Origin of the sequence: Bacillus sp. ES1-5 (assembly GCF_022487605.1) — a bacterium.
In the GTDB taxonomy this organism is placed as follows: Bacteria; Bacillota; Bacilli; order Bacillales; family Bacillaceae_G; genus Bacillus_A; species Bacillus_A wiedmannii.
Genome location: NZ_JAKVPU010000001.1, coordinates 1,466,585 through 1,489,353 on the forward strand (window position 1 = coordinate 1,466,585; position 22,769 = coordinate 1,489,353).

General features: G+C 37.1%; 27 protein-coding genes and 1 other annotated feature. Of the genes, 3 read left to right on the top strand and 24 right to left on the bottom strand.

Annotated features, from left to right (window positions below):
- Positions 1-41: 41 nt before the first annotated feature.
- The 21 genes from MKO96_RS07505 to MKO96_RS29470 all read right to left on the bottom strand — a co-directional run bounded on the left by MKO96_RS07505 (position 42) and on the right by MKO96_RS29470 (position 18,636).
- The gene (locus tag MKO96_RS07505) at positions 42-1,013 is read right to left on the bottom strand and encodes a 2-hydroxyacid dehydrogenase family protein (RefSeq protein WP_240587140.1); all 972 of its coding nucleotides are present in this window, start codon (positions 1,011-1,013) and stop codon (positions 42-44) included.
- 147 nt (positions 1,014-1,160) lie between these two features.
- Entirely contained in the window at positions 1,161-1,334 is a 174-nt protein-coding gene (locus MKO96_RS07510; protein ID WP_240587141.1) for a DUF4025 domain-containing protein, read from the bottom strand.
- A 67-nt stretch (positions 1,335-1,401) separates the two neighbouring features.
- Complete coding sequence (locus MKO96_RS07515) at positions 1,402-2,421, bottom strand: histidinol phosphate phosphatase domain-containing protein (RefSeq protein WP_240587142.1); 1,020 nt, start codon at positions 2,419-2,421, stop codon at positions 1,402-1,404.
- A gap of 13 nt (positions 2,422-2,434) precedes the next feature.
- Positions 2,435-2,758, bottom strand: a complete 324-nt coding sequence (hisI, locus tag MKO96_RS07520; RefSeq protein WP_087979931.1) for a phosphoribosyl-ATP pyrophosphatase — start codon at positions 2,756-2,758, stop codon at positions 2,435-2,437.
- A 10-nt stretch (positions 2,759-2,768) separates the two neighbouring features.
- The gene (gene hisI, locus MKO96_RS07525) at positions 2,769-3,074 is read right to left on the bottom strand and encodes a phosphoribosyl-AMP cyclohydrolase (protein ID WP_240587143.1); all 306 of its coding nucleotides are present in this window, start codon (positions 3,072-3,074) and stop codon (positions 2,769-2,771) included.
- Entirely contained in the window at positions 3,071-3,829 is a 759-nt protein-coding gene (gene hisF, locus MKO96_RS07530) for an imidazoleglycerol phosphate synthase cyclase subunit (RefSeq protein WP_240587144.1), read from the bottom strand. The genes hisI (MKO96_RS07525) and hisF overlap by 4 nt, the downstream gene beginning before the upstream one ends.
- Positions 3,823-4,542 (bottom strand): 1-(5-phosphoribosyl)-5-[(5-phosphoribosylamino)methylideneamino]imidazole-4-carboxamide isomerase, encoded by a 720-nt coding sequence (gene hisA, locus MKO96_RS07535; RefSeq protein ID WP_060489521.1) that lies wholly within the window; start codon positions 4,540-4,542, stop codon positions 3,823-3,825. The genes hisF and hisA overlap by 7 nt, the downstream gene beginning before the upstream one ends.
- Complete coding sequence (hisH, locus tag MKO96_RS07540; RefSeq protein ID WP_240587145.1) at positions 4,515-5,144, bottom strand: imidazole glycerol phosphate synthase subunit HisH; 630 nt, start codon at positions 5,142-5,144, stop codon at positions 4,515-4,517. The genes hisA and hisH overlap by 28 nt, the downstream gene beginning before the upstream one ends.
- Positions 5,145-5,729 (bottom strand): imidazoleglycerol-phosphate dehydratase HisB, encoded by a 585-nt coding sequence (hisB, locus tag MKO96_RS07545; protein ID WP_240587146.1) that lies wholly within the window; start codon positions 5,727-5,729, stop codon positions 5,145-5,147. It lies immediately after the preceding gene.
- The gene (gene hisD, locus MKO96_RS07550; RefSeq protein WP_240587147.1) at positions 5,729-7,018 is read right to left on the bottom strand and encodes a histidinol dehydrogenase; all 1,290 of its coding nucleotides are present in this window, start codon (positions 7,016-7,018) and stop codon (positions 5,729-5,731) included. Before hisD ends, hisB begins: the two co-directional genes overlap by 1 nt.
- An 11-nt stretch (positions 7,019-7,029) precedes the next feature.
- Entirely contained in the window at positions 7,030-7,665 is a 636-nt protein-coding gene (gene hisG / locus MKO96_RS07555; protein WP_131932830.1) for an ATP phosphoribosyltransferase, read from the bottom strand.
- Entirely contained in the window at positions 7,641-8,903 is a 1,263-nt protein-coding gene (hisZ, locus tag MKO96_RS07560) for an ATP phosphoribosyltransferase regulatory subunit (protein ID WP_240587148.1), read from the bottom strand. The genes hisG and hisZ overlap by 25 nt, the downstream gene beginning before the upstream one ends.
- 310 nt (positions 8,904-9,213) lie before the next feature.
- Positions 9,214-9,795, bottom strand: coding sequence for a 3-isopropylmalate dehydratase small subunit (gene leuD, locus MKO96_RS07565; RefSeq protein WP_087979924.1), 582 nt, complete (start codon positions 9,793-9,795; stop codon positions 9,214-9,216).
- Positions 9,773-11,167 (bottom strand): 3-isopropylmalate dehydratase large subunit, encoded by a 1,395-nt coding sequence (leuC, locus tag MKO96_RS07570; protein ID WP_240587149.1) that lies wholly within the window; start codon positions 11,165-11,167, stop codon positions 9,773-9,775. Before leuC ends, leuD begins: the two co-directional genes overlap by 23 nt.
- Positions 11,167-12,231 (bottom strand): 3-isopropylmalate dehydrogenase, encoded by a 1,065-nt coding sequence (gene leuB / locus MKO96_RS07575; RefSeq protein ID WP_098273398.1) that lies wholly within the window; start codon positions 12,229-12,231, stop codon positions 11,167-11,169. Before leuB ends, leuC begins: the two co-directional genes overlap by 1 nt.
- 77 nt (positions 12,232-12,308) lie before the next feature.
- Positions 12,309-13,829, bottom strand: a complete 1,521-nt coding sequence (leuA, locus tag MKO96_RS07580) for a 2-isopropylmalate synthase (protein ID WP_240587150.1) — start codon at positions 13,827-13,829, stop codon at positions 12,309-12,311.
- Position 13,830: 1 nt separating this feature from the next.
- Positions 13,831-14,847 (bottom strand): ketol-acid reductoisomerase, encoded by a 1,017-nt coding sequence (gene ilvC, locus MKO96_RS07585; protein ID WP_140386709.1) that lies wholly within the window; start codon positions 14,845-14,847, stop codon positions 13,831-13,833.
- A gap of 20 nt (positions 14,848-14,867) precedes the next feature.
- The gene (gene ilvN / locus MKO96_RS07590) at positions 14,868-15,377 is read right to left on the bottom strand and encodes an acetolactate synthase small subunit (RefSeq protein WP_240587151.1); all 510 of its coding nucleotides are present in this window, start codon (positions 15,375-15,377) and stop codon (positions 14,868-14,870) included.
- A complete protein-coding gene (gene ilvB / locus MKO96_RS07595; protein ID WP_087979919.1) occupies positions 15,374-17,074 on the bottom strand; it encodes an acetolactate synthase large subunit in 1,701 nt (566 codons plus the stop codon). Before ilvB ends, ilvN begins: the two co-directional genes overlap by 4 nt.
- Before the next feature lie 73 nt (positions 17,075-17,147).
- Positions 17,148-17,375, bottom strand: a binding site (T-box leader).
- Between the two features lie 16 nt (positions 17,376-17,391).
- A complete protein-coding gene (gene ilvE, locus MKO96_RS07600; RefSeq protein ID WP_048544941.1) occupies positions 17,392-18,288 on the bottom strand; it encodes a branched-chain-amino-acid transaminase in 897 nt (298 codons plus the stop codon).
- Between the two features lie 141 nt (positions 18,289-18,429).
- Positions 18,430-18,636, bottom strand: a complete 207-nt coding sequence (locus tag MKO96_RS29470) for a hypothetical protein (protein ID WP_106382757.1) — start codon at positions 18,634-18,636, stop codon at positions 18,430-18,432.
- Between the two features lie 68 nt (positions 18,637-18,704).
- Between MKO96_RS29470 and MKO96_RS07605 the strand changes: the two genes are divergently transcribed.
- Positions 18,705-18,944 carry a DUF3911 family protein gene (locus MKO96_RS07605; RefSeq protein WP_087979918.1) on the top strand — a complete coding sequence of 80 codons (240 nt, stop codon included), beginning with the start codon at positions 18,705-18,707 and terminating at the stop codon, positions 18,942-18,944.
- Between the two features lie 126 nt (positions 18,945-19,070).
- Positions 19,071-19,310, top strand: coding sequence for a YkuS family protein (locus MKO96_RS07610; protein WP_000101010.1), 240 nt, complete (start codon positions 19,071-19,073; stop codon positions 19,308-19,310).
- 351 nt (positions 19,311-19,661) lie between these two features.
- Here the strand turns inward: MKO96_RS07610 and MKO96_RS07615 are convergent, their stop codons facing one another.
- A complete protein-coding gene (locus MKO96_RS07615; RefSeq protein ID WP_000608225.1) occupies positions 19,662-19,751 on the bottom strand; it encodes a hypothetical protein in 90 nt (29 codons plus the stop codon).
- Positions 19,752-19,859: 108 nt separating this feature from the next.
- Positions 19,860-20,327: a GerW family sporulation protein gene (gene ytfJ, locus MKO96_RS07620; RefSeq protein ID WP_002096773.1), complete on the bottom strand. Its 468-nt coding sequence runs from the start codon at positions 20,325-20,327 to the stop codon at positions 19,860-19,862.
- 202 nt (positions 20,328-20,529) lie between these two features.
- On the opposite strand from ytfJ, the gene MKO96_RS07625 reads away from it, so the two are divergent.
- Positions 20,530-20,922, top strand: coding sequence for an imidazole glycerol phosphate synthase (locus MKO96_RS07625; protein ID WP_073517663.1), 393 nt, complete (start codon positions 20,530-20,532; stop codon positions 20,920-20,922).
- 34 nt (positions 20,923-20,956) lie between these two features.
- Here the strand turns inward: MKO96_RS07625 and MKO96_RS07630 are convergent, their stop codons facing one another.
- Positions 20,957-22,300, bottom strand: coding sequence for a TrkH family potassium uptake protein (locus MKO96_RS07630; RefSeq protein ID WP_048561403.1), 1,344 nt, complete (start codon positions 22,298-22,300; stop codon positions 20,957-20,959).
- Positions 22,301-22,769 lie beyond the last annotated feature (469 nt).

Consider the following 22,769-nt stretch of genomic DNA (forward strand, 5'->3'; position numbering starts at 1 on the left):
CTTTTTATGCCGTAAAAGCCCACTCTCATTAAAGCTTCACTTTATTTTGTAACCAATACTTTTTGATTTACAGGTGTTACAGGCTCTTCCCCTTTTAATACGGCTAAAATATTTTTCACTGCCATTTCAGCCATCGCATCACGCGTTTCGAACGTTGCATTTCCTACGTGAGGAGCAAGTACTACATTCTTTAATCCTTTTAGCTCTTCTGTAATTTTCGGTTCAAATTCAAACACATCAAGAGCTGCTCCTTCAATTTCATTCGTTTTTAATGCATGAGCAAGTGCCACTTCATTCATAATTGGTCCACGTGAAGCATTTACAATATACGCTGTTTTCTTCATCATTTTAAACTGTTCATCATCAATCATATGATGCAATTTCGGATTATAAGCACAATTAATTGTAATAAAGTCTGCTGTTTGTAATAATTCTTCCAATGTTACATATGTTGCTTCCAGTTCACTTTCAGCTTCAGGCTTTCGATTTGGTCCTGTATATAAAACATTCATTCCAAACGCTTTCGCACGCTTTGCAACTGCCTTTCCGATTTCTCCAAGGCCAATAATTCCAATTGTTTTACCATGTACTTCACGGCCTAAGAAAAATAATGGTGCCCATCCATTAAATCCAGTTGTACGACATAATGTATCACCTTCAGGAATTCTACGTGCAGCTGCTAAAAGAAGTGCAAATGTTAATTCTGCTGTCGCTTCAGTTGATACTTTCGGTGTATTCGTTACCGGAATCCCTTTTTCTCCGGCATACGAATAATCAATATTATCGTAACCAGCACCGTAGTTTGCAACAATCTTCAAATTAGGTGCCGCATCAATAACTTCTTTTGTCACCTTCGTAGAAAGTAGACTTAACAATGCATCTTTATCTTTTACACGATCTGTTAATTCATCTAAAGAAATTAATGCATCTTTATCGTACATTTCTACATCATGATCCTTTAATAGTTCTAATCCAATTTCTGGAATTTTCCCTGCTACTAATATTTTTGCCACTACTAACACCTCTTCTATAAAAAATAAGATATCTCTTATCTTTCATTGTAAGAAATCCACCTATAAAAACCAAGGAATTTGATCATAGTTTTGAAAATCGACATTTTTTACCCATAAGAAAAGAGGAGATTCATCTCTCCCCTTTTCTTACGCTTTCTCTTGCGATTCTTGTCCAAGCTTTGCATCGATCGTTCCTTCTGCAACTGTATCGCTAATTTGTTCCTCAATAACTGATTGAGATGTAGCATTCGTTTCAGAAGTATAAGCCTGTTGTTGTGCACCTTGTACATCTTGTACATTTTGTTTATGTTGTTTCGCCATTTCTTACCCTCCTTTTTATTCTTTCTTATTTTGAACAAAAAGGGTGGTTTTCATCAAAAAATCGTGATCATTTTGAAATTGTTACTTCTTCTTCCAATAATCTCATCGTTCTTACTCGCTTCGTAAATGTAGCTATGTGAGAAATATCATGATTACGTAATGTCTTTATATTCTCTTCCACATATTTCCCTAAATCATTCGGATAATGAGCATCTGAGGAGAGAGTAACTGGAACGCCATACTTAGCTAATACTTGTAAATATAGCGGACTCGGACACATTTCGCGCACAGGATAGCGATAATACAATCCCGCATTTATTTCCGTTGCCGTATTTGTTTCTACTAACGCACGCGCAATTTCCTTATAATAAGAAAGTTGTTCATTTTCATCTAACCGATAATTAAATACTTTTATGTTATCAAGATGAGCTATAATATCAAATAAATTAGAGCGAACTGCACACTCAACCGTTTTGAAAAACGTATCATATAAAGCATATAAGTCATGTTCCTTAAAATATTCTTTCGTATCTGGATTATCAAATCCCCATCCATTTAAAAAATGAACAGAACCAATTACATAATCAAAATCTCCTAATGCCAGTAAAGATTGTAATTCTTGTTCACCACCAATAAAATAATCCGCTTCAATTCCAAGTTTTAGCGTCACGCCTCGTTTACTCCATCGTTCTTTCGCCTCTTCAATTGCCTTTGTAAAATCATGCAGTGACGCTACCCTTACTTGGTCTAACCATTCCTTCTGTAAACGACCAAGCCCTGAATCACTTATATCGACATATCTTTCATAGTATTCTTTCGCTTCATAAAAACGGTATAAATGATCGACAATACCAACTTCTTTTATACCTTTTCGCAAAGCTTCTTCTAAATATAAATCAATCCATTTCGTTGTAAATGGCCCTTCTTTCACACGTCTTTGCAGGCGTTCTTGTGTTTTCACAAGCCACTCCATAGAATGTTTTTCTTCTTTAAGCGGTTCATAATGTTGCAATGCTTCATTTATTTTAGCTAGCCATCCTATTGAATATGGCCCTTCTTCTAAATGAATGTGATAATCCACCTTCATCTACATTTCCCCCTTATAATGTATCTATTTCACTTCTGTCCCCTACTCGCGAAAGCTTCCCATTTCTTTCTGTCACTTCCTCCATAACATCTTCTAATGATATATTTTTTTCAGCTAATAAAACAAAGCAGTGATACAATACATCAACCATTTCTTTCACTAATTCTTCTTTGTCATTATTTTTAGATGCGATAATTACTTCCGTGCATTCTTCACCAATTTTCTTTAAAATTTTATCTTCTCCTTTTGAAAATAAGTAATTTGTATACGATTCAGGAAGTGGATTTTCCTTTCGTTCTTCAATTGTTTCAAATAGTAATTTAAAGGCATTCTCCATATGTATCCTCCTATATAATTTGGTAGTGAAAACATGTTTTCTCTCCCGTATGACAAGCAGGTCCCACTTGCTTTACGACAACAACAATTGAATCTTGATCACAATCTAAATAAAGAGATTGCACATATTGGACATTTCCTGATGTTTCTCCTTTATTCCACAACGACCTTCTTGAACGAGAATAAAACCATGTTCTTTTCGTTTCTAGCGTTTTTTCATATGCTTCTTCATTCATATAAGCTAGCATTAAAACTTCTTTTGTCCCTTTTTCAATTACAACTGCTGGTAATAATCCTTTTGAAAAGTTAGGTTTCATAACCGTACCTCAACGTTTGCATTTCTTAATTTTCTCTTTACGTCCTGCACTGTCGCCTCACCATAATGAAAGATGGATGCCGCAAGTGCTGCATCAACTGTTGTCTTTTGAAAAACTTCTATAATGTGATCAGCATGACCACATCCGCCTGACGCGATGACTGGTACGGAAACGCTTTTTGAAATTTCTTCTGTTAAGCGAAGATCGTACCCGTTTTTCGTTCCATCTGCATCCATACTCGTTAACAAAATTTCGCCTGCCCCTAGCTCGGCAACGCGTTTTGCCCACCCGATTGCATCCATACCCGTATCAACTCTTCCGCCGTTCACATATACATTCCACTTATCTTCTGCTACTTTTCTAGCATCAATTGCTACGACAATACATTGTGAGCCAAAGTATTCTGCCCCTTCTTCGATTAGCTTTGGATTTCGCACTGCCGCTGAGTTGATTGAAACTTTATCCGCTCCCGCTCTTAGTAAATTGTACATATCTTTAACACTTGAAATCCCCCCGCCAACTGTAAGAGGAATAAATACTTTCGAAGCTGTTTTTTCTACAGCATCGATAATTGTTTTTCGTCCTTCATGCGTTGCAGTAATATCTAAAAATACAATTTCATCTGCTCCCGCATCATTATATAAAGCAGCTATTTCAACAGGATCACCGACGTCTTGTAACCCTATAAAATTTACACCCTTTACGACTCGCCCTTCTTTCACATCTAGACATGGAATAATGCGTTTCGCTAACATAACTTTGTTACCTCTAACACTTCTTCTAAATCAATCGTTTTCTCATAAAGAGCCTTACCAATTATGACGCCGTATATATTCATATCATTTAATTTTTTCACATCTTGAATAGATGCCACTCCTCCAGAAGCAATAAGACGAATGCTCACGCTTTTTTGTAGTAACTCCAATTGCTCTAAATTCGGCCCTGCAAGTGTCCCGTCTTTCGAAATGTCTGTAAACACAATCGTTTGAACACCTACATTCTCCATTTGCTTTGCTAAATCAATGTAAGAAATTTCAGACACATCAAGCCAGCCTCTCGTTGCTACGAAACCATTTTTCGCATCAATTCCAACAATGATTTTCTCTTTATATAGAAGAACGGCTTCTTCTAAAAATGCCTTATCATAAAGAGCAGCTGTTCCTAAAATCACTTTATCTACACCTACTGACAATAACTTCTCTACCGCTACAAGTGATCGAATTCCTCCTCCAACTTGCACAGGAATACGTACTGCCTTGCAAATTCTTTCAATGACGGGTAAATTTACTGACTCCCCAGCAATTGCACCATCTAAATCAACAATGTGTAGTATTTTCGCTCCAAATTTTTCGAATATAATCGCTTGCGCAACCGGATCTTCATTCATTACTGTTTCTTTACTAAACTCTCCTTGATAAAGTCTAACGCAGCGACCCTCTTTTACATCGATAGCTGGGAAGATTTCCATGCTTCTACCACCCCTTTGAAATTTTTTAACATTTGCATCCCAATGTCACCACTTTTTTCAGGATGAAACTGTGCGCCGTATATATTTCCTTTTGCTACAAAACCAGGTACTTTCACCCCATATTCACTTATTCCATATACAATTTCATTTGGACAATCTGCGTAATAAGAGTGGACATAATATACGAAAGAACCGTCCTCTACTCCATTCCAAAGCGCTATTTCCCCCTCTTTCTTTAACTCATTCCATCCCATATGTGGAATTTTATAAGAAACTTTTAACTTTCGAATAACACCTGGCAATAAACTTAATCCGTTACAGTCTTGTAGTTCCTCACTTTTTTTAAATAAAAGCTGCATTCCTAAGCAAATGCCCAGCAGCGGTTTTCCTGAACTCCCAACTTCTTTTAACACACGCACTAAATCTTTTTCTTCCAATACATCCATCGCTTTCGGAAATGTACCTACTCCTGGTAAAATCACTCCATCACTTCTAAAAATCTCTTCTTTATCACTCGTTACGATGTACTCTGCTCCAATATATTTTAATGCTTGTTCTACACTACGAATATTTCCCATTCCATAATCTATAATAGCAATCAATTACAACATCCCTTTCGTTGAATTTACACCAGTAATGTTGACATTTCTTTCGACTGCTTCTCTAAGCGCTCTACCAAACGCTTTAAATAAAGCTTCAACTTTGTGATGTGTATTGCTTCCATATAAAATGCGAGCGTGTAATGTAATATTGGCAGCATGCGCAACTGCTCTAAAAAATTCTTCTGTTAGTTCTGTATCAAAATCCCCTAGCTTCGGATTCGTTAATTCTCCTTGAAATACAATATACGAGCGTCCGCTAATATCAATTGCGATAAAACCTAAAGATTCATCCATCGGTACATAAGCAGAGCCATAACGGTTAATCCCCTCTTTATTTTGCAATGCTTCTTTCAAACAATTTCCGAGTACAATTCCAACATCTTCAACTGTATGATGCGCATCAACGAATACATCGCCTTCCGCCTCCACTTGCAAACCGAACCTTCCATGCCTTGCAAATAAAGTTAGCATATGATCAAAAAATCCCACTCCCGTTTGTACAGAAACGTTCTTTCCTTCATCAAGCTGCAAACTTAATTTTATTTTTGTTTCTGTCGTCTCACGTATTTGACTAGACTCTCGCATTATTCTTCCTCCTCAAATCTTATTTGAATTGCTCTCGCATGCGCATGTAACCCTTCTTTATTGGCAAGTTCTACAATATGATGTTGTACATCCCTTAACGCGTCCTCCGTATAAGACAGAAAGCTTGATTTTTTCACGAAATCATCGACTGATAACGGTGAGAAAAACCTTGCCGTTCCACTTGTTGGTAACACGTGATTCGGTCCTGCTAAATAATCACCGAGAGGTTCCGGTGCATATGGACCAAGAAAGATAGATCCTGCATGTTTCACATATGCTAGAGCATTCATCGGTTCTTTTATATGTAACTCTAAATGTTCTGGAGCGATTTCATTCGATAATTGTAGCGCCTCATCTAAAGAAGGAACGATAAAGATAGCTCCATTTCTATTTATCGATTCACGTGCAATTTCGCTTCTTGGTAATGTTTCTAACTGTCTTTCTATCTCTCTTTCTACTTCTTTTGCTAACTCTATATTCGTTGTAATACAAATTGCTGTTGCTCTCTCGTCATGTTCTGCTTGTGATAATAAATCAGCAGCGATATATTTTGCATTACCGGTTTCATCAGCAATAACTACAATTTCTGACGGTCCAGCAATCATATCTATATTTACTATTCCGTATACTTCTCGTTTCGCCAGAGCGACGTACAAATTTCCTGGTCCAACTATTTTATCCACTTTTGGAATCGATTCCGTCCCATATGCTAAAGCAGCAATTGCTTGCGCACCACCTATCGTATAAATTTCATCTACTCCTGCAAGGCTTGCAGCAACTAAAATATGTGGATCAATTCCCCCTTGCCTTGGTGGTGTTACCATTACAATGTTTTTCACACCAGCGAGTTTTGCTGGCAATACATTCATTAATACTGATGAAGGATACGAAGCAGTTCCGCCTGGCACATATACCCCTACATTTTCTAACGGCCGAATGATTTGCCCTCTAATGATGCCTTTACTCGCGCAATCGAATATGGATTGCCTTTTTTGCTTTTCGTGATAAGAAATAATGTTTTTCTTCGCCTCTTGTAACGCTTCTAAAAATGAATTTTCTACAAATATACCCGCTTGTTTTATTTCTTCTTCACTTACACGAAACTCTTTCATCTCCACACCATCAAACTTGTTTGTATAAAAAGATAGGGACTCATCCCTACTCTCTCTTACATTTCGAACGATTTCACTTACACTTTTTTGAACAGTTTCTTCTATTATATTAGCGTTTTCTCGTAGCAATTTTATTTTCGATAACGCCTTTTGAAAATCTTCACAAACGATTTCCATTACAAGTCCCCCTATTTTCCTGACAAAATTTCTTGCTCCATCATATTTATAATACTGAATATTTCGTCTTTTTTAGTTTTTAATGCAGCCTTATTTACAATCATTCGAGCAGATATAGAACACATTTCCTCAAATACAATGAGCCCATTTTCTTGTAATGTTTTTCCTGTTTCCACAATATCAACAATTGCATCTGCCAATCCAAGAATAGGAGCGATTTCTACAGAGCCTTCTATTTTAATAATTTCTACATCCTCCCCTTTATCATGAAAATAGTTAGAAGTAATATGTGGATATTTCGTCGCAATACGTTTCTTTCGGTAGCTCTTCGGATTATACGTAGGAATAGAAGCAACACAAAACTTACACACGCCCACTCCTAAATCTAACATTTCATAAATATCTTTCTCGTTTTCCATTAAAATATCTTTTCCAACGACCCCAATATCAGCTACTCCATGTTCTACATAAGTAGCAACATCTACTGCTTTCACTAAAATAAATGAGATATCTGTATTTTTACTTTGAAAGACAAGCTTTCGCCCTTTATTTTTGAGCTCCGAACAATCAATTCCAATCTGCTCAAAGAGCGGAATCACATGTTTTTCTAATCTTCCTTTCGTTAACGCAATTTGAATGTTACGCATGAAGTTTCTCCTTCTTTCTGGACTACCCATTTCTCTTTCCATACATATTCCACTAACGATTCATTCTTCGCCTCAACGACCGTTACTATTTGATTTTTTCTTGCAAATTGAAAGGTGTCGTTTACATTAGAGAATAAGGATAGCTCTACTCTTTTCCCGTCCTTTTGAAGTAAATTTCGTAATCTTTCCGCTTCTGCTAATCTATTTAACTCATAATGAATAATAATATCTATTCCCTTTCGTTCATATGGTTCTTGTTGCTCTTGCAGCGCCTTCACAATTTGATTGACTTGCACCGCGAGTCCAACAGCCGGCAGCATCTCTCCAAAATTTCCAATTAACTCATCATATCTTCCGCCACTAACAATTTCTTCTCCAATTTCATATATATACCCTTTGAAAATAACTCCCGTATAGTAATCTAAATGTTGGATCATACCTAAATCAATTGATATGTAAGATCCATAGCCTAGTTTTTCAATTGCTTCATATATTTCTTTCACTCTTGCAATCGCCATTTTCATTTCATTACTTGAAGCGAGTTTTTCTGCTTCCTCAATCACTTCTAAATTCCCAAATAACCTTGGTAATTTCTCAAGTAATCTTACTGTTTCATCACATCGATCTAATTTCTTTTCTCTAATAAAATTTGATAGAGCCGCATAATTTTTACTTTCAATGTATGTCCTAAGTACTCTCTCTTCTTCCTCATGAATGGAGAGTTTTTTTACAATACATTTATATAACTGCACTTGCCCAATTTCTATTGTAAAAGATTGCACCTTCACCTTTTGAAGTGATTGAATGACGCTTATGACGCATTCAATTTCAGCTCTTACATTATCAATCCCTATAATTTCAATACCACTTTGTACAATTTCATTATATTTTCCAGTAAGGGACTCATTCGCCCGAAATACATTCCCGCCATACGTCAGTTTAAGCGGCGTATCCCACCTCTGCGTTCCCATCACTCTCGCTAAAGGAATTGTCATATCTGGACGTAACACGATAATCCGCCCCTTTTCATCAAAAAATTTATACATCTTTTCTTCATCTATCGGTCTATTTTGAAAGGCAAAAACATCATAAAATTCAATTGTAGGTGTCCTTATTTCCTCATAACCTCGCCCTAAAAAAGTACGTCTTAATTTTTGCTCCACTTCTTCAATTAACGTACATTCTTCGAATAAATAATCTCTCGTTCCATTTGGGTTTGCCCGTTTCCATTTTGTCATCTAAATTCTCACACCTTTCCCTTTCTAATGTATGCCAATTTCATGCACCTAAACCGAAAATAAAAAGAGCCTTGTAGATAAAATATACCTACAAGGCTCTTTAGTAGCGTGTAGGTACAACGGGAATAACCCTTGTGCCTACACGTTTTCACGCTAGGTTCAAGGGCTTTATGTATGATGATGCAGTTGTGTAAGCATTGTAAAAGATTGCACGATATTCATAATACTTACTCCCCTTCTCCTCTGATTTTTACATAGTATATAATACTTAATTCTGAATGTAAATACATTTTGAACATTCCGTTATTTCTTAATATAAAGCTACTTTCCTTTCATACTCTACAATTTCTTGTTCATATTGCATCGTAATACTAATTTCGTCTAGACCATTTAATAATTTCTCTTTCCACATTTTCTCGATCGTAAAATGAAATCTGTGCGTACTCGTTGTAATTACTTCATTCTCTAAATCTACTTCTATTTGTTCTCTCGCATCCGTTTTGGCAAGTTTTTCTCGCATTTCTTTATCCATTACAATTGGCAACATACCATTTTTCATACAATTCATATAAAAAATATCTGCAAACCCTCCGGCGATAATAACGCGGAAACCATAATCAGCAAGTGCCCAAGGTGCATGTTCTCTTGAAGAACCACACCCAAAATTATCACCTGTAATTAATATACTTGCTCCTTTTCTGTCTTGTGCATTAAGCGGAAAATTAGGGTTTTCATGGCGGTTATTATCATAACGCCATTCATCGAATAAATACTTTCCAAATCCCGTCCTTTCAATTCTCTTTAAGTATTGCTTCGGTATAATTTGATCTGTATCAATGTTATCATTCATCAGTACTGCGGCAGTACCTTTATGAATACGAAATGGCTCCATCATAACTCTCCTTTCTAATATCAACAAAATGACCGTATAACGCAGCTGCTGCCGCCATTGCTGGGCTAACTAAATGTGTTCGTGCCCCTTTTCCTTGTCTTCCTTCAAAATTACGATTTGAAGTCGAAGCACAATGTTCTCCTTCAGGTACTTGATCTGGATTCATTCCAAGACACATTGAACATCCAGGTTCTCTCCATTCAAATCCAGCTTCTTCAAATATGTGATGTAGTCCTTTTTGCATCGCAGCTTCTCTTACTCTTTTTGATCCAGGCACAACGAGTGCTTGCACACCTTCTTTTACCTTTCTCCCTTTCACAACAGATGCAGCAATTTCTAAATCAGAAAGCCTGGAATTTGTACAAGATCCAATGAAAACATGCTGAACAGGAATGTCATATATACTTTGTCCAGGGCTTAATCCCATATAAGAAAATGCTCTTTCGTCATTTGCATCCTGCTTTTCTGGCAATTTTTCATCAATACGAACACCCATACTCGGGTTTGTTCCCCACGTAACGTACGGTGCTAAATCCGTCACATCTATCGAAATATGTAAATCATAAATTGCATCTGAATCTGTATAAAGTTCAGACCATTTCTGCTCGAATGTTTCAAAGTCTTTCGGTGCATATTGACGTCCTTTTACATAAGCAAATGTTTTTTCATCTGGTGCTATAATACCAGCCTTTGCTCCTCCTTCAATTGCCATATTACAAAGCGTCATTCTCTCTTCCATCTCCATGGCCTCAATCGTCTCTCCGTAAAATTCCATTACGTATCCAGTTCCAACTGCTACACCGTACTTTGAAAGGAAATACAAAATAATATCTTTTGCGTAAACACCTTTCTGTAATTTTCCTTTTAACTCAATGCCCATCGCTTTCGGTTTGCGTTGCCATAACGTTTGCGTTGCCAATACATGTTCCACTTCACTCGTACCAATGCCAAATGCTAGCGCGCCAAACGCACCGTGCGTTGCTGTATGACTATCACCACAAACAATTGTTTTTCCTGGTTGTGTAAGTCCAAGTTCTGGTCCGATAACATGAACAATCCCTTGCTCTTCATCCCCGATATCCGCTAAGGGCACCTGAAATTGTTTACAATTTTCCCGGAGTGTATCTAGTTGCTGCTTCGCAATGAGATCAGTAATATTCCAAACATCTTTTGTTGGAATATTGTGATCCATCGTCGCAAATGTTAAATCTGGTCTACGGACTGTTCGATTTGTAAGCCGCAAGCCTTCAAAGGCTTGCGGTGATGTTACTTCATGAACAAGATGAAGATCGATATATAATAAATCTAATCCGTTTTCGTTTGTCGTAACTACGTGTCTTTCCCAAAGTTTATCTAGCAGCCTTTTTCCCATTATCTCCCTCTCCCTACTAACGCTTGCTCTTCCATCTCTTGTATAACTGCCTTCGTAAATGAAGTTGTCGTTTCAGTTCCTCCGATATCTGCTGTACATTTTCCTAATTTAAGGACTGCTGAAATTGCTTCTTCAATTGCACACCCTTCTCTCGTTAATCCGAACGATTGCCCAAGCATCATTGCAACAGAGCGCATCATTGCAATTGGATTCGCCTTATTTTTTCCGGCAATATCCGGCGCTGATCCGTGAATAGGCTCGTATAATGAAGGCCCCTTTTCCGCGTGACTTGCTGATGGAAGCATTCCTAATGATCCAGCTAATACGGAAGCCTCGTCACTCAAAATATCCCCAAATAAATTTTCTGTTACAATTACATCAAACCGTCCTGGATTCCGAATTAACTCCATCGCAGCTGCATCTACTAAAATATGTTCTAGTTCAACGTCTGGATAACGAAGTGCTACTTCTTCCGTAACAGCTCTCCATAGTTTACTAGATTCTAAAACATTCGCCTTATCAATAGATGTTACTTTTTTCTTCCGCTTACTCGCTAATTGAAAGGCATAAGAAACGATCCGTTCAATTTCATGACGATGATACGTAAGTGTATCTGTTGCTACTTCGTCCGTTCGTTCTTTCGGATAAGAAAAATAAATTCCGCCTGTTAATTCACGAACGACAACGAAATCAATTTCATCAGCCTTTTTTAATGGCGATAAATGTGCCGTTGCGCTTTCTACCGTTACAGGGCGAACATTCGCAAATACACCAAGCCCTTTTCTTAGAGCTAATAATCCTTTCTCTGGTCTTTCTTTCGCGCTATCCCACCTTGGTCCACCAACTGCTCCTAGTAAAACCGCATCACTTGCTAAACAGGCGGCAAGCGTTCGTTGCGGTAATGGTTGCCCATTTAAATCGATAGCACTCCCGCCAAAATACTCATCTTGCAAATGAAAATGATGCCCATATAGCCTCTCTACCATATGCAATACTTCCTTCGCACTTTCCATAACTTCCGGGCCAACACCATCACCCGCTAAACAAACGATACGTTTCTCCAATTTCAACACTCCTTTTAACTGAATTTTCAGAACTTTAATTTGATAGGTGAGGAAAGCTTCTCTCACCTATCAAACACTTATTTCACAAGCTGGATAAAAGATTTCAATTTCCCTGCTGCATGGACATATGCTCTCGCCGAAGCTTCCAATACGTCTTGTGCGACACCAAAACCTGATACTTGATGCGTTCCTTCTTTTAATTCAACATGAACATGAGCCAGTGCGTCTTGACCTTGTGTAATAGATTGTATGCGATAATCTGCCAATTCACATTCTAAGCCTAAAATTCTTTGGATTGCATTATAAATCGCTTCAATACTACCTGAGCCAGTAGCTGCATCTTCGTATACATTTCCTTCTTCATCTTTTAATACAACTGTCGCGCATTGTGTACTATTTGATACGAAATGTACTTGCAGTTGCGTAATGGTATATTGCTGAGCAGCAAATGCTGCTTCACCAAGCATAAGTGCACGTAAATCTTCCTCCGTAATTTCCTTCTTACGATCAGCTAATTTTTTAAACGCTTCAAACACTGCATCTCGTTCTTCCTTTGTAAATTCATAGCCAAGCTCTTTCATTTTCTCTGTAAACGCGTGACGTCCAGAATGTTTTCCAAGTACAAATAGATTTTGAGATTCGCCTACTAGTTCTGGTTCAATAATCTCATACGTTGTCACTTCTTTTAATACACCATCTTGATGAATTCCTGATTCATGAGCGAATGCATTCGCTCCAACTATCGCTTTATTTTTCGGTACAACCATACCTGTTAATCTGCTTACTAATGTACTCGTCGCTTTAATCTCTTTTAGCGTCATAGAAGACTCCGCTTTATAGAGATCTTTTCTAATATGAAGAGCAACTGCGACCTCTTCTAGCGCCGCATTCCCTGCTCTTTCTCCAATTCCATTAATTGTTCCTTCTACTTGCAACGCTCCGCCTTCAACCGCAGCTAATGAATTTGCTACAGCCATCCCAAGATCATCGTGACAATGACAAGAGAAAATTGCTTTTTCATATGAAGGAACGGATTCTTGTAAGTATTTAAAAAGAGAATAATATTCTTTTGGATTTGTATATCCAACTGTATCTGGAATATTAATTACATTCGCTCCTGCACGAATCGCAACTTCTACTGCTTCAGCTAAAAATTCTTTTGCTGTTCTCGTTGCATCTTCTGCTGAAAATTGTACTGTCGGAAATAATGATTTCCCGAGTGTAACCGAGCGGTGAATACTATCTAATACATCTTCTTTTGACATACAAAGTTTATATTTCATATGAATATCACTTGTAGCTAAGAATACGTGTAGACGAGGAGATACTGCACCTTTCACCGCTTCATATGCTCTTCGAATATCACTTTCTTTCGCTCTAGCTAAGCTCATAACTGTAGCATTTTGAATGGTATTTGCGATGCGTTTTACCGATTGAAAATCCCCTTCGGAAGCTGCAGCAAAGCCAGCTTCCATGACATTAATACCTAGTCTCTCTAATTGCCTTGCAATTTGCAATTTCTCTTGTTCATTTAAATTCACTCCTGGTGATTGTTCGCCATCACGTAGCGTCGTATCCATGAACAAAATCTGCTTCATATTATTTGACCCCTGCCTTTACTCGCGGCTGTACGAAAGGCATCATTTCACGTAATTTTCGTCCAACTACTTCAATTTCATGTTTATTCTCTTTCTCATTTGTCGCATGGAAATTTGGTTTTCCTGCTTTATGCTCTGCAATCCAGCCTCTTGCAAATGTACCATCTTGAATTTCTGCTAGCACCGCACCCATCGCTTTCTTCGTATCTTCCGTTACAACACGTGGTCCTGATACGAAGTCGCCCCACTGCGCTGTATCTGAAACTGAATATCTCATATTTTCAAGTCCACCTTCATACATAAGGTCAACGATTAGTTTTAGTTCATGTAAACATTCAAAATATGCAAGTTCCGGTTGATAACCAGCATCAACTAACGTTTCAAATCCAGCTTTTACTAGCGCAGTTACTCCGCCACAAAGTACAGCTTGCTCTCCAAATAAATCTGTTTCTGTTTCTTCTTTAAATGTCGTTTCTAATACACCAGCTCTCGTCGCTCCAATTCCATCAGCATAAGAAAGTGCCTTTTCAGTCGCAACTCCTGTTGCATCTTGGTATACTGCAAATAATGCAGGAACAGCTCCGCCTTCAGTAAACGTACGGCGCACTAAATGACCTGGCCCTTTTGGTGCTACTAGAAATACATCTACATTAGCTGGCGGTTTCACTTGATCAAAGTGAACATTAAATCCGTGAGCAAAAACGAGAGAATTTCCTGCCTTTAAATTTGGCGCAATTTCCGCTTCATATACTTCTGGCTGCAGTTCATCCGGTAGTAGAATCATTACTACATCTGCTTTTTCCGCCGCTTCTGCTACTGTATATACAGAAAATCCATCTTCTTTCGCTTTATCCCAAGACTTCCCTTTTCTTAAACCTACTACTACATCAAATCCGTTATCACGTAAGTTTTGCGCATGTGCATGACCTTGTGAACCATATCCAATGATTGCTACTTTCTTTCCTTTTAATACATTTACCGTTACATCTTTCTCATAATAAACTTTTGTCATTTTCATTTCCCCCTATATTTAAATGATTATTGAATTAACATAACTTGCTTATCTTGTTTTTTCATACTACGTGTAAATGCTGTTACACCTGTTCTAGCAATTTCTTTCAAACCGTATGGACGAAGTAATTCAATTAACGCTTCTACTTTCTCCTGCGTACCTGTTACTTGCACAACTATGGAATCCTTCCCAACATCTATTACAGCGGCTCGAAACGGCTCAATTAAACTGTATAATTCTGCTCTTGCTACTGAAGTTGCGACTTTAATAAGTGCCAGTTCTCTTGCGATCATCGCTTCTTCTGTAATATCTGATACTTTCATAACATCAATTTGCTTATGAAGTTGTTTAATTAACTGCTCAACTTGCTGTTCATTTTCAACGTGTACCACAATCGTCATCCGCGATATGTCTGATGACTCTGTATGACCTACTGAAATACTTTCAATATTAAAATGTCTTCGTGTCATAACACCTGTAATTCGGTTTAACACACCACTTTGATTTCGAACTGTCGCTGTAACAATTCTCTTCACCTTTTTTCCACTCCCTCCATTTGATGAACACCTTTCCCCGGCGCAACCATCGGCATTACCTTTTCTGATTGAAGTACACGACAATCAATTACGACTGGTTCTTGTAATTCAATCGCATGCTGTATTTGCTTCTTTGCAAGAAGTGGATCCTCTATGCGAACTCCTTTTATGCCATACGCATTCGCAAGAGCGACGAAATCTGGTTGACACGACAATAAAGAGTACGAGTATCTTTGATTATAAAATTCATCTTGCCATTGTCTTACCATTCCTAAAGCTTCATTATTTAAGATAAATACTTTAACAGGCAACGAGTGTTCTTTTAACACACTTAATTCTTGCAAGGTCATTTGAAATCCAGCGTCACCGACAATTGCAATAACTAGTTCCTCAGGCTTTGCAATTTGCGCACCAATTGCTGCTGGAAATCCAAAGCCCATCGTTCCTAATCCTCCTGAAGTTACCCATTTATCTGGATTTTTGAGCGGATAATATTGTGCCGCCCACATTTGATGTTGCCCAACATCTGTTGTTACAATCGCTTCTCCTTTCGTAATTTCATATAACATATCAATTGCGTATTGAGGCTTAATACTTTCCGAATTTCGTTTATAAGAGAATGGATACTTTTCTTTTCTACTCTTTAGTAAAGAGATCCATTCATGATGATTTTCTTTCTTTCCATCTGGTTGAAGTAATACTTCCAAAGCTCGTTTAGCACTTGCAACAATAGGAATTTCAGTCGGCACATTTTTTCCGATTTCGGCTGGATCAATATCGATATGCGCAACAGTCGCCTTTTTAGCAAAATAAGCTAAATTCCCAGTAAGACGATCGTCGAATCTTGCACCTATATTAATAAGTAAGTCGCATTCATATAACGCCATATTGGCTGTGTAAGAACCGTGCATTCCTCCCATCCCTAGAAAAAGTTCATCATCTGGCGGAAACCCACCAAGACCAAGTAATGTATGCACAACAGGAATTTCATATTTACGAGCAAAACTTGTTAACTCTTTCGAAGCCTTCGCATGTAATACACCTGCTCCAGCTAAAATTAACGGCTTGTTTGCAGCCCTAATTGCTTGTAATAATTTGTTTGTTTGGAGTAAATTCGGTTCATAATTAGGGTTGTATCCTGGTAAATCCATTTGTACGTCATTACATCGTTCCCCTTGCTCTACTACCATATCTTTCGGAAGGTCAATAACGACTGGGCCTGGTCTTCCTGTTCTAGCAATATGAAATGCTTCTTTAATAATTCGAGGTAAATCCGAAGCCTTTCGCACTTGATAGTTATGTTTTGTCACTGGCATCGTAAGCCCCATAATATCCGCTTCTTGGAAAGCATCACTTCCAATTAACGTCGTTGCTACTTGCCCTGTAAATACAACAAGTGGTAATGAATCAATCATCGCATCTGCTAGACCCGTAATAACATTTGTAGCACCTGGCCCACTCGTTGCAATGACAACCCCTGGATTGCCAGTAATTCTGGCATATCCTTCCGCGGCGTGAATAGCTCCTTGCTCATGCCTTGTTAAAATATGCGGAATTTCACAGTCATAGAGTGCATCATAAAGAGGTAAAACAGCACCACCAGGATAACCGAAAATCACTTCTACTCCTTCCTTTTCTAATGCTTCTAACAATAGCTGTGCACCAGTTGCCAGTTTCTCTTCCGTTTTTGAAGACATTGTTCTTATAAGCCCCCTTTTTGAAAACTTTTATCAATAAAAAAAATCCTACGTCCACACTCCAGCTATGTGCTGAAGGGACGAAAGATTTCGCGGTACCACCCTTCTTCGCAAGATTACTCTTGCCTCAGTGACCCATAAATGAGTCTAGCTAATAACGGAGCTACCGTCTAAGCCTAGACAAATGCTTCAGCTTAGCACTCAAGGGCGATGTTCGTCGACGTGAACCATCGGTTTTCAGCAACCACCGACTCTCTGTGAGGCTTCACAATCAACTACTCCTCCCTCTCAACGCTTTCTTATGTTATAAAAAGTTGTTATCCAACTTTATTTTCTTCGTAAATCTTCTCTCCATCTTCTACAACTAACTTTCGGAATTCTTCTAATAAACGATTCGTATGTGGACCTGTTTGCCCTAAACCAATCGTTCTACCATCTACTGTCGTAACAGCAATTACTTCAGCAGCTGTTCCTGTTAAAAATACTTCATCAGCTACATATACATCATGTCTTGTAAATAACTCTTCTCTAACGTCATATCCAAGTTTTTCACCGATTTCTAAAATAGCGTTTCGTGTAATGCCTTCTAACGCTCCTGCAGAACTTGGTGGTGTAATTAATTTATTTCCTTTTACAATAAACACGTTATCTCCTGAGCCTTCAGCTACGTATCCTTGATCATTTAACATAAGTGCTTCTTGTACTCCAGCTAATTTCGCTTCAATACGAACTAATATATTGTTTAAGTAATTTAAAGATTTTACTTGAGGCGACAAAACATCTGGACGGTTTCGGCGCGTTGCAACTGTTACAACCGGAATCCCCTTTTCATAATATTCTTGCGGGAATAAAGATAGTTGTTCTGCAATTACTACTACATTCGGTTTCTTACAAGAATCAGGATCTAATCCAAGATTTCCTGCTCCTCTCGATACAACAAGGCGAATGTATCCATTAGATAATTTATTTTGTCGAATCGTCTCAACAACAATATTCGTTACTTCATCTAAAGAATATGGAATTTCTAACATGATGGATTTTGCTGATTCATATAACCGGACAAGATGCTCTCTCAAACGGAAAACATTACCGCTATATACTCTAATTCCTTCAAATACTCCATCGCCATATAAATAACCATGATCATATACTGAAACTTTTGCCTCGTCTTTTGGAACAAATTCTCCATTTAAGAAAATCCATTGCTCGTTCACTGGAAAGCGCCTCCTATGTTCTATGAATTTTTTATTGTTTCCTAGTTTACTCTCCTTTCTAAATAAATCAAGTGAATTTTTAGAAAATTTATAATTTTTAATCGTACGTACATCTTTAATTATATTGATTTAACAGCATTGTTAACGTTTACAAAAAGTCAAAAAATTTTTTTCGTCAATTTCCACTAAAAAAAATATTTGTTTAAAAGAAGGATTTTCATCAATTGATACGAATCTATTGTATTCAATAAACGGACGTCCGTTTTTATAAATTCGGGAATATATAACGACTTTTGCTGAAAAAGGGGGAAAATAATAAAAATAACGCTGTCTAAAAATAACATTCATATTTTTCGTTTCGTAATCATAATCCTATTTTTAAAAAACAATTTGTCAAAATGAAGGAGGAAATCAATATGGCGTGTGTACAAATTAAAGGAACGAGACAAGAGGTAGTAGAAATGCTTCAACTATTTGATCTAATGGATACGAAAGGTTTTTGTAAATTCGATAATTATGTAGAGGTAGAACCAAATAATAAAGAACAGAATAATTTTATTGCTTCAATTGACATTCATTCAAATACTTCTTCTGCCCAAGATACTTTAAACGATCAATTCGTAAGTCAAATGCTTACTGGTGTATATAACGACTAAATAAAGTGATACTTGAATCAAGCTATCCGTAAATAGCAGGATAAATATATGCTTCCTACCGTCTTTGCATAAATATATGCGATGTACTAGAGCATACTAGCAACTAGATGGTAGGAGGTGAGAATTATGGCTAGAATTGGCGTTGAAAACTCATTAACAGATGTTCAACAAGCTCTTCAGCAACAGGGACATGAAGTTGTTACCCTGGGCTCCGAACATGATGCACAAGGGTGCGATTGTTGTGTTGTAACTGGGCAAGATTCTAATATGATGGGTATTGCAGATGCATCGATTAAGGGATCGGTAATTGCAGCTCATGGTTTAACAACAGATGAAATTTGTCAGCAAGTTGAGAGCCGCACTTAAAAAAGAAAGAGGACTCCTTTTGAAAAGGAGTCCTCTTTTTTATATTCACCTAACGGGAAAGTAACATATACTGGATGAAAGCCCTACCTCTCTCTCATCATTACGGTTCCACTGACCGCTCCTTGATTCACTAGTATACATATAAAGCCTACAATAATAATTTATAGGGTTTGTTCACAAAAGTTGTTGGTAAGACTACCCGATCTTTCGCAAACTTTTCGTATTATATTTATAAGATTTATTTACTTTACACTAGCTGTAACCGAGACACGAATTAAAATTTTAACACCAATACAATAACTTGTCAACATTTTTTACAAATTAAAAACAGACAGTAACGGTTTGTCTGTTTTAGAATGGAGCTTTTTCTTTTATTACATATACAACAAAACCGCTTACTAACATACATAAGCCAACTACTAAGTTTTTGATATTAATCATAAATTCCTCTCCCTTATTCCACACATCATATATATTTACAGTTCAATTATTCCGATCATCCTAAAGCGCACTTTTTCTAATATATCATAATTCCTAAAAAATGCAAGTTCACTTTTGGCGACCATTTACAAATTTATCTACAGTGCTTGGTACAGTATTTAAAGCCTTTTCAATTAAATGTGTACTACTATTAAGGTGTAATACTTGCACACCGTTAGAACCAACTACTAAAAAAGCAACTGGGCTAATGGAAACCCCAGCCCCGCTTCCGCCTCCAAATGGATGACTTTGCTTGTTCTCTTTATGCTGCCCTTGTCCGTTATTATGTTTTTCGGAAATAAAATCACCTTTAAAGTCACTTCCGCCGGCACCAAAACCAAAAGCCACTTGAGATACTGTTAATACTACATTTCCATCAGCCGTCGAAACCGGACTTCCAACAATCGTATTTACATCTACCATCTCTTTTAAATTAGTCATTGCTGTTTTCATTAAATTTTCAATTGGATGTTCCATTATGTATTGCACCCTTTCCTCATTATTCTTTTTTATACTTTCCAAAATAGAGGAAGTCATACTAACTTTTCCTATTTCAAAAAACAATTCCACTCTTCTAAGTAGAATTATGCCTTGTACACGCTCGGATAAAGTAAAGCTTTAATCAATGAGGTTTTGTTCATCACCCATTAAGTATTAACCCTCACCAATCGGGCGTTTGCGGATCACAAATAGCGGGATAAAAAAGAAAAAGAGATGCATACTACTATTGAACCTTGTTATGAAAGGAGTCATGACTTTGACTGAGAAATTTGATGAGTATAAAAAAAGAGATAGAATAGATAGTGATTATAGTGACTATAAAGAAGAATATGCAGCTGAGGTTGCACCACAGCGCATTGATTATGATTACGATGAGAAGGATCATAAAGATGATGTAAGATCGTCCGCCGCTGGATCAACTGCTGGCTTTATCGCTCTTGCTTTATCTATCTTATCACTCTTCACTTTCCCAACATTATTTGGTCTTGTTTCTGTATTACTAGGGATTTACGCTTATAATCGCGGAGCTACTGTAACTGGTGGTATCGCTGCAATTGTCGGCGGAATTGCTGCACTCATTGCAATTTTATTCCGAGTAGCGCTTGTCGGATTATTGTTCTCCCTTTTTTAAAAAGAAAAAGGTATCTCACTTTATGCGGGATACCTTATCCTGTAAATACATCTTCCGATGGATATTTAATTTTTTGTTTTGCTGGTCGTGCTAAAGAAAAGACAAGTGTTAACGGTCCGATTAATCCGCAAAACATAACAAACATAATAATACATTTTCCAAACGCTGATAACTTTGCAGTAATTCCCATCGTTAACCCTACTGTACCAAACGCTGAAATTGTTTCAAATAGTAACTGAATAAAGCTGAAGTTTTCTGTAAGCATTAATACAAATACCGCTGCAAAAATGAGTATTTGACTGGCAACAGCAATAGCTAACGCTCTCGTTACTGTTGACATTTTAATTGTGCGCTGAAATAAAACGATTTCCTCTTTTTTTCTAAAGAAAGAAAGGACGGATGTAACTAAAATAACAAACGTTGTTAATTTAATCCCTCCACCTGTTGATACACTTCCTGCACCAATAAACATTAAAACCATCGTAAATAATATAGATGATTCTTCCATTCCCCCGTAGTCAACTGTATTAAATCCAGCAGTACGAGGAGTAATACCTTGGAAGAAAGAAGCCCATAACTTTTCATTTAAAGGTAAATTCCCTAACGTCTTCACATTATTATATTCCAATACAAAAATCACAATCATTGCTATAACATTTAACGCTACCGTTCCAACAATCATGATTTTAGAATGAAGTGATAATTTTCGAAAGCTACGACTATACCATATATCAATTAATACGGTAAAACCGAGACCACCTATTACGATTAAAGAGCAAATCCCAATATTAACAATAGGATCTCCTACATACCTTGTTAAATTATCCGGCCATAGAGCAAATCCAGCATTATTATAAGATGCAATAACGTGAAAAATACTATAGTATACACCTTTTCCAAAGCCAAACTCTGGAATAAAGCGAAACGATAAAAAGATGACTCCAATAAGCTCAATACAAATTGAAAATATAAAGACACGTTTTACTAATTTTACAAGACCACCTATATTTGTCTGATTAAATGCCTCTCCGATTAATAATCGATGGCGTAACCCGATTTTTTTACCTAATACCCAAACAATTAAAATGGCAATTGTCATAAGACCTAAACCACCTGTTTGAATTAAAAACATAATAACAATCTCGCCAAACATCGTAAACGTACTTGCAGTATCTACTACTCCTAATCCCGTTACAGTTGCTGCTGACGTTGCCGTAAAGAAAGCATCTACCCAACTAATATGTACTTTCGTTGCGAATGGTAACTTTAATAACAAACCGCCAACCACAATTAAGCAGAAAAAACCTAATGCTAATATTTGTGGTGGATTTAATCGTATAAAACGATTATACAGCCCTTGTCTTTTTGTTACTTCCATATTCACTAACTCCCTTTTCCCCTCATAACTAAAGGCTTATAAGAAACCTTACATAGCGGGATAAACCTTATATTCTTATAATATAGTTGAGCATAATCCTTTTTTTTAAAGATTTCAACTTTTATTTATACTCGAACTCCACTTCATTTTATGACAAGAAACTTTCTATTATATTTATTCTTACTCTACAACTCTCGCAACAATCATTTTATATGTATCATTTCTCAAATTCTCATACCTTTCACTCTATGTTCACACCAAGGTCACATCCAACTTTTATAGTATATGTATCGGAGTTGTTCCTCCCTAATTTATAAGACATTCCCCAGTGTCTTGAACAACTTCCATCCCTAATTAAATTGACATAAATTGTCCCCTTCCTTGACCATCTCTTATGTGATGGTCTTATTTTTTGTTTACTCTACCTCTTATTTAAAACTCCCTCTCTCTTTCACTCTATGTTCACACC

Coding starts and splice junctions, on each gene's coding strand:
- MKO96_RS07510 (WP_240587141.1), bottom strand. CDS start 1,334: ATGGCGAAACAACATAAACAAAATGTACAAGATGTACAAGGTGCACAA.
- MKO96_RS07515 (WP_240587142.1), bottom strand. CDS start 2,421: ATGAAGGTGGATTATCACATTCATTTAGAAGAAGGGCCATATTCAATA.
- hisI (WP_087979931.1), bottom strand. CDS start 2,758: ATGGAGAATGCCTTTAAATTACTATTTGAAACAATTGAAGAACGAAAG.
- hisI (WP_240587143.1), bottom strand. CDS start 3,074: ATGAAACCTAACTTTTCAAAAGGATTATTACCAGCAGTTGTAATTGAA.
- hisF (WP_240587144.1), bottom strand. CDS start 3,829: ATGTTAGCGAAACGCATTATTCCATGTCTAGATGTGAAAGAAGGGCGA.
- hisA (WP_060489521.1), bottom strand. CDS start 4,542: ATGGAAATCTTCCCAGCTATCGATGTAAAAGAGGGTCGCTGCGTTAGA.
- hisB (WP_240587146.1), bottom strand. CDS start 5,729: ATGCGAGAGTCTAGTCAAATACGTGAGACGACAGAAACAAAAATAAAA.
- hisD (WP_240587147.1), bottom strand. CDS start 7,018: ATGGAAATCGTTTGTGAAGATTTTCAAAAGGCGTTATCGAAAATAAAA.
- hisG (WP_131932830.1), bottom strand. CDS start 7,665: ATGCGTAACATTCAAATTGCGTTAACGAAAGGAAGATTAGAAAAACAT.
- hisZ (WP_240587148.1), bottom strand. CDS start 8,903: ATGACAAAATGGAAACGGGCAAACCCAAATGGAACGAGAGATTATTTA.
- leuD (WP_087979924.1), bottom strand. CDS start 9,795: ATGGAGCCATTTCGTATTCATAAAGGTACTGCCGCAGTACTGATGAAT.
- leuC (WP_240587149.1), bottom strand. CDS start 11,167: ATGGGAAAAAGGCTGCTAGATAAACTTTGGGAAAGACACGTAGTTACG.
- leuA (WP_240587150.1), bottom strand. CDS start 13,829: ATGAAGCAGATTTTGTTCATGGATACGACGCTACGTGATGGCGAACAA.
- ilvC (WP_140386709.1), bottom strand. CDS start 14,847: ATGAAAATGACAAAAGTTTATTATGAGAAAGATGTAACGGTAAATGTA.
- ilvB (WP_087979919.1), bottom strand. CDS start 17,074: ATGTCTTCAAAAACGGAAGAGAAACTGGCAACTGGTGCACAGCTATTG.
- MKO96_RS29470 (WP_106382757.1), bottom strand. CDS start 18,636: ATGAATGTTATTTTTAGACAGCGTTATTTTTATTATTTTCCCCCTTTT.
- MKO96_RS07605 (WP_087979918.1), top strand. CDS start 18,705: ATGGCGTGTGTACAAATTAAAGGAACGAGACAAGAGGTAGTAGAAATG.
- MKO96_RS07610 (WP_000101010.1), top strand. CDS start 19,071: ATGGCTAGAATTGGCGTTGAAAACTCATTAACAGATGTTCAACAAGCT.
- MKO96_RS07615 (WP_000608225.1), bottom strand. CDS start 19,751: ATGATTAATATCAAAAACTTAGTAGTTGGCTTATGTATGTTAGTAAGC.
- ytfJ (WP_002096773.1), bottom strand. CDS start 20,327: ATGACTTCCTCTATTTTGGAAAGTATAAAAAAGAATAATGAGGAAAGG.
- MKO96_RS07625 (WP_073517663.1), top strand. CDS start 20,530: ATGAAAGGAGTCATGACTTTGACTGAGAAATTTGATGAGTATAAAAAA.
- MKO96_RS07630 (WP_048561403.1), bottom strand. CDS start 22,300: ATGGAAGTAACAAAAAGACAAGGGCTGTATAATCGTTTTATACGATTA.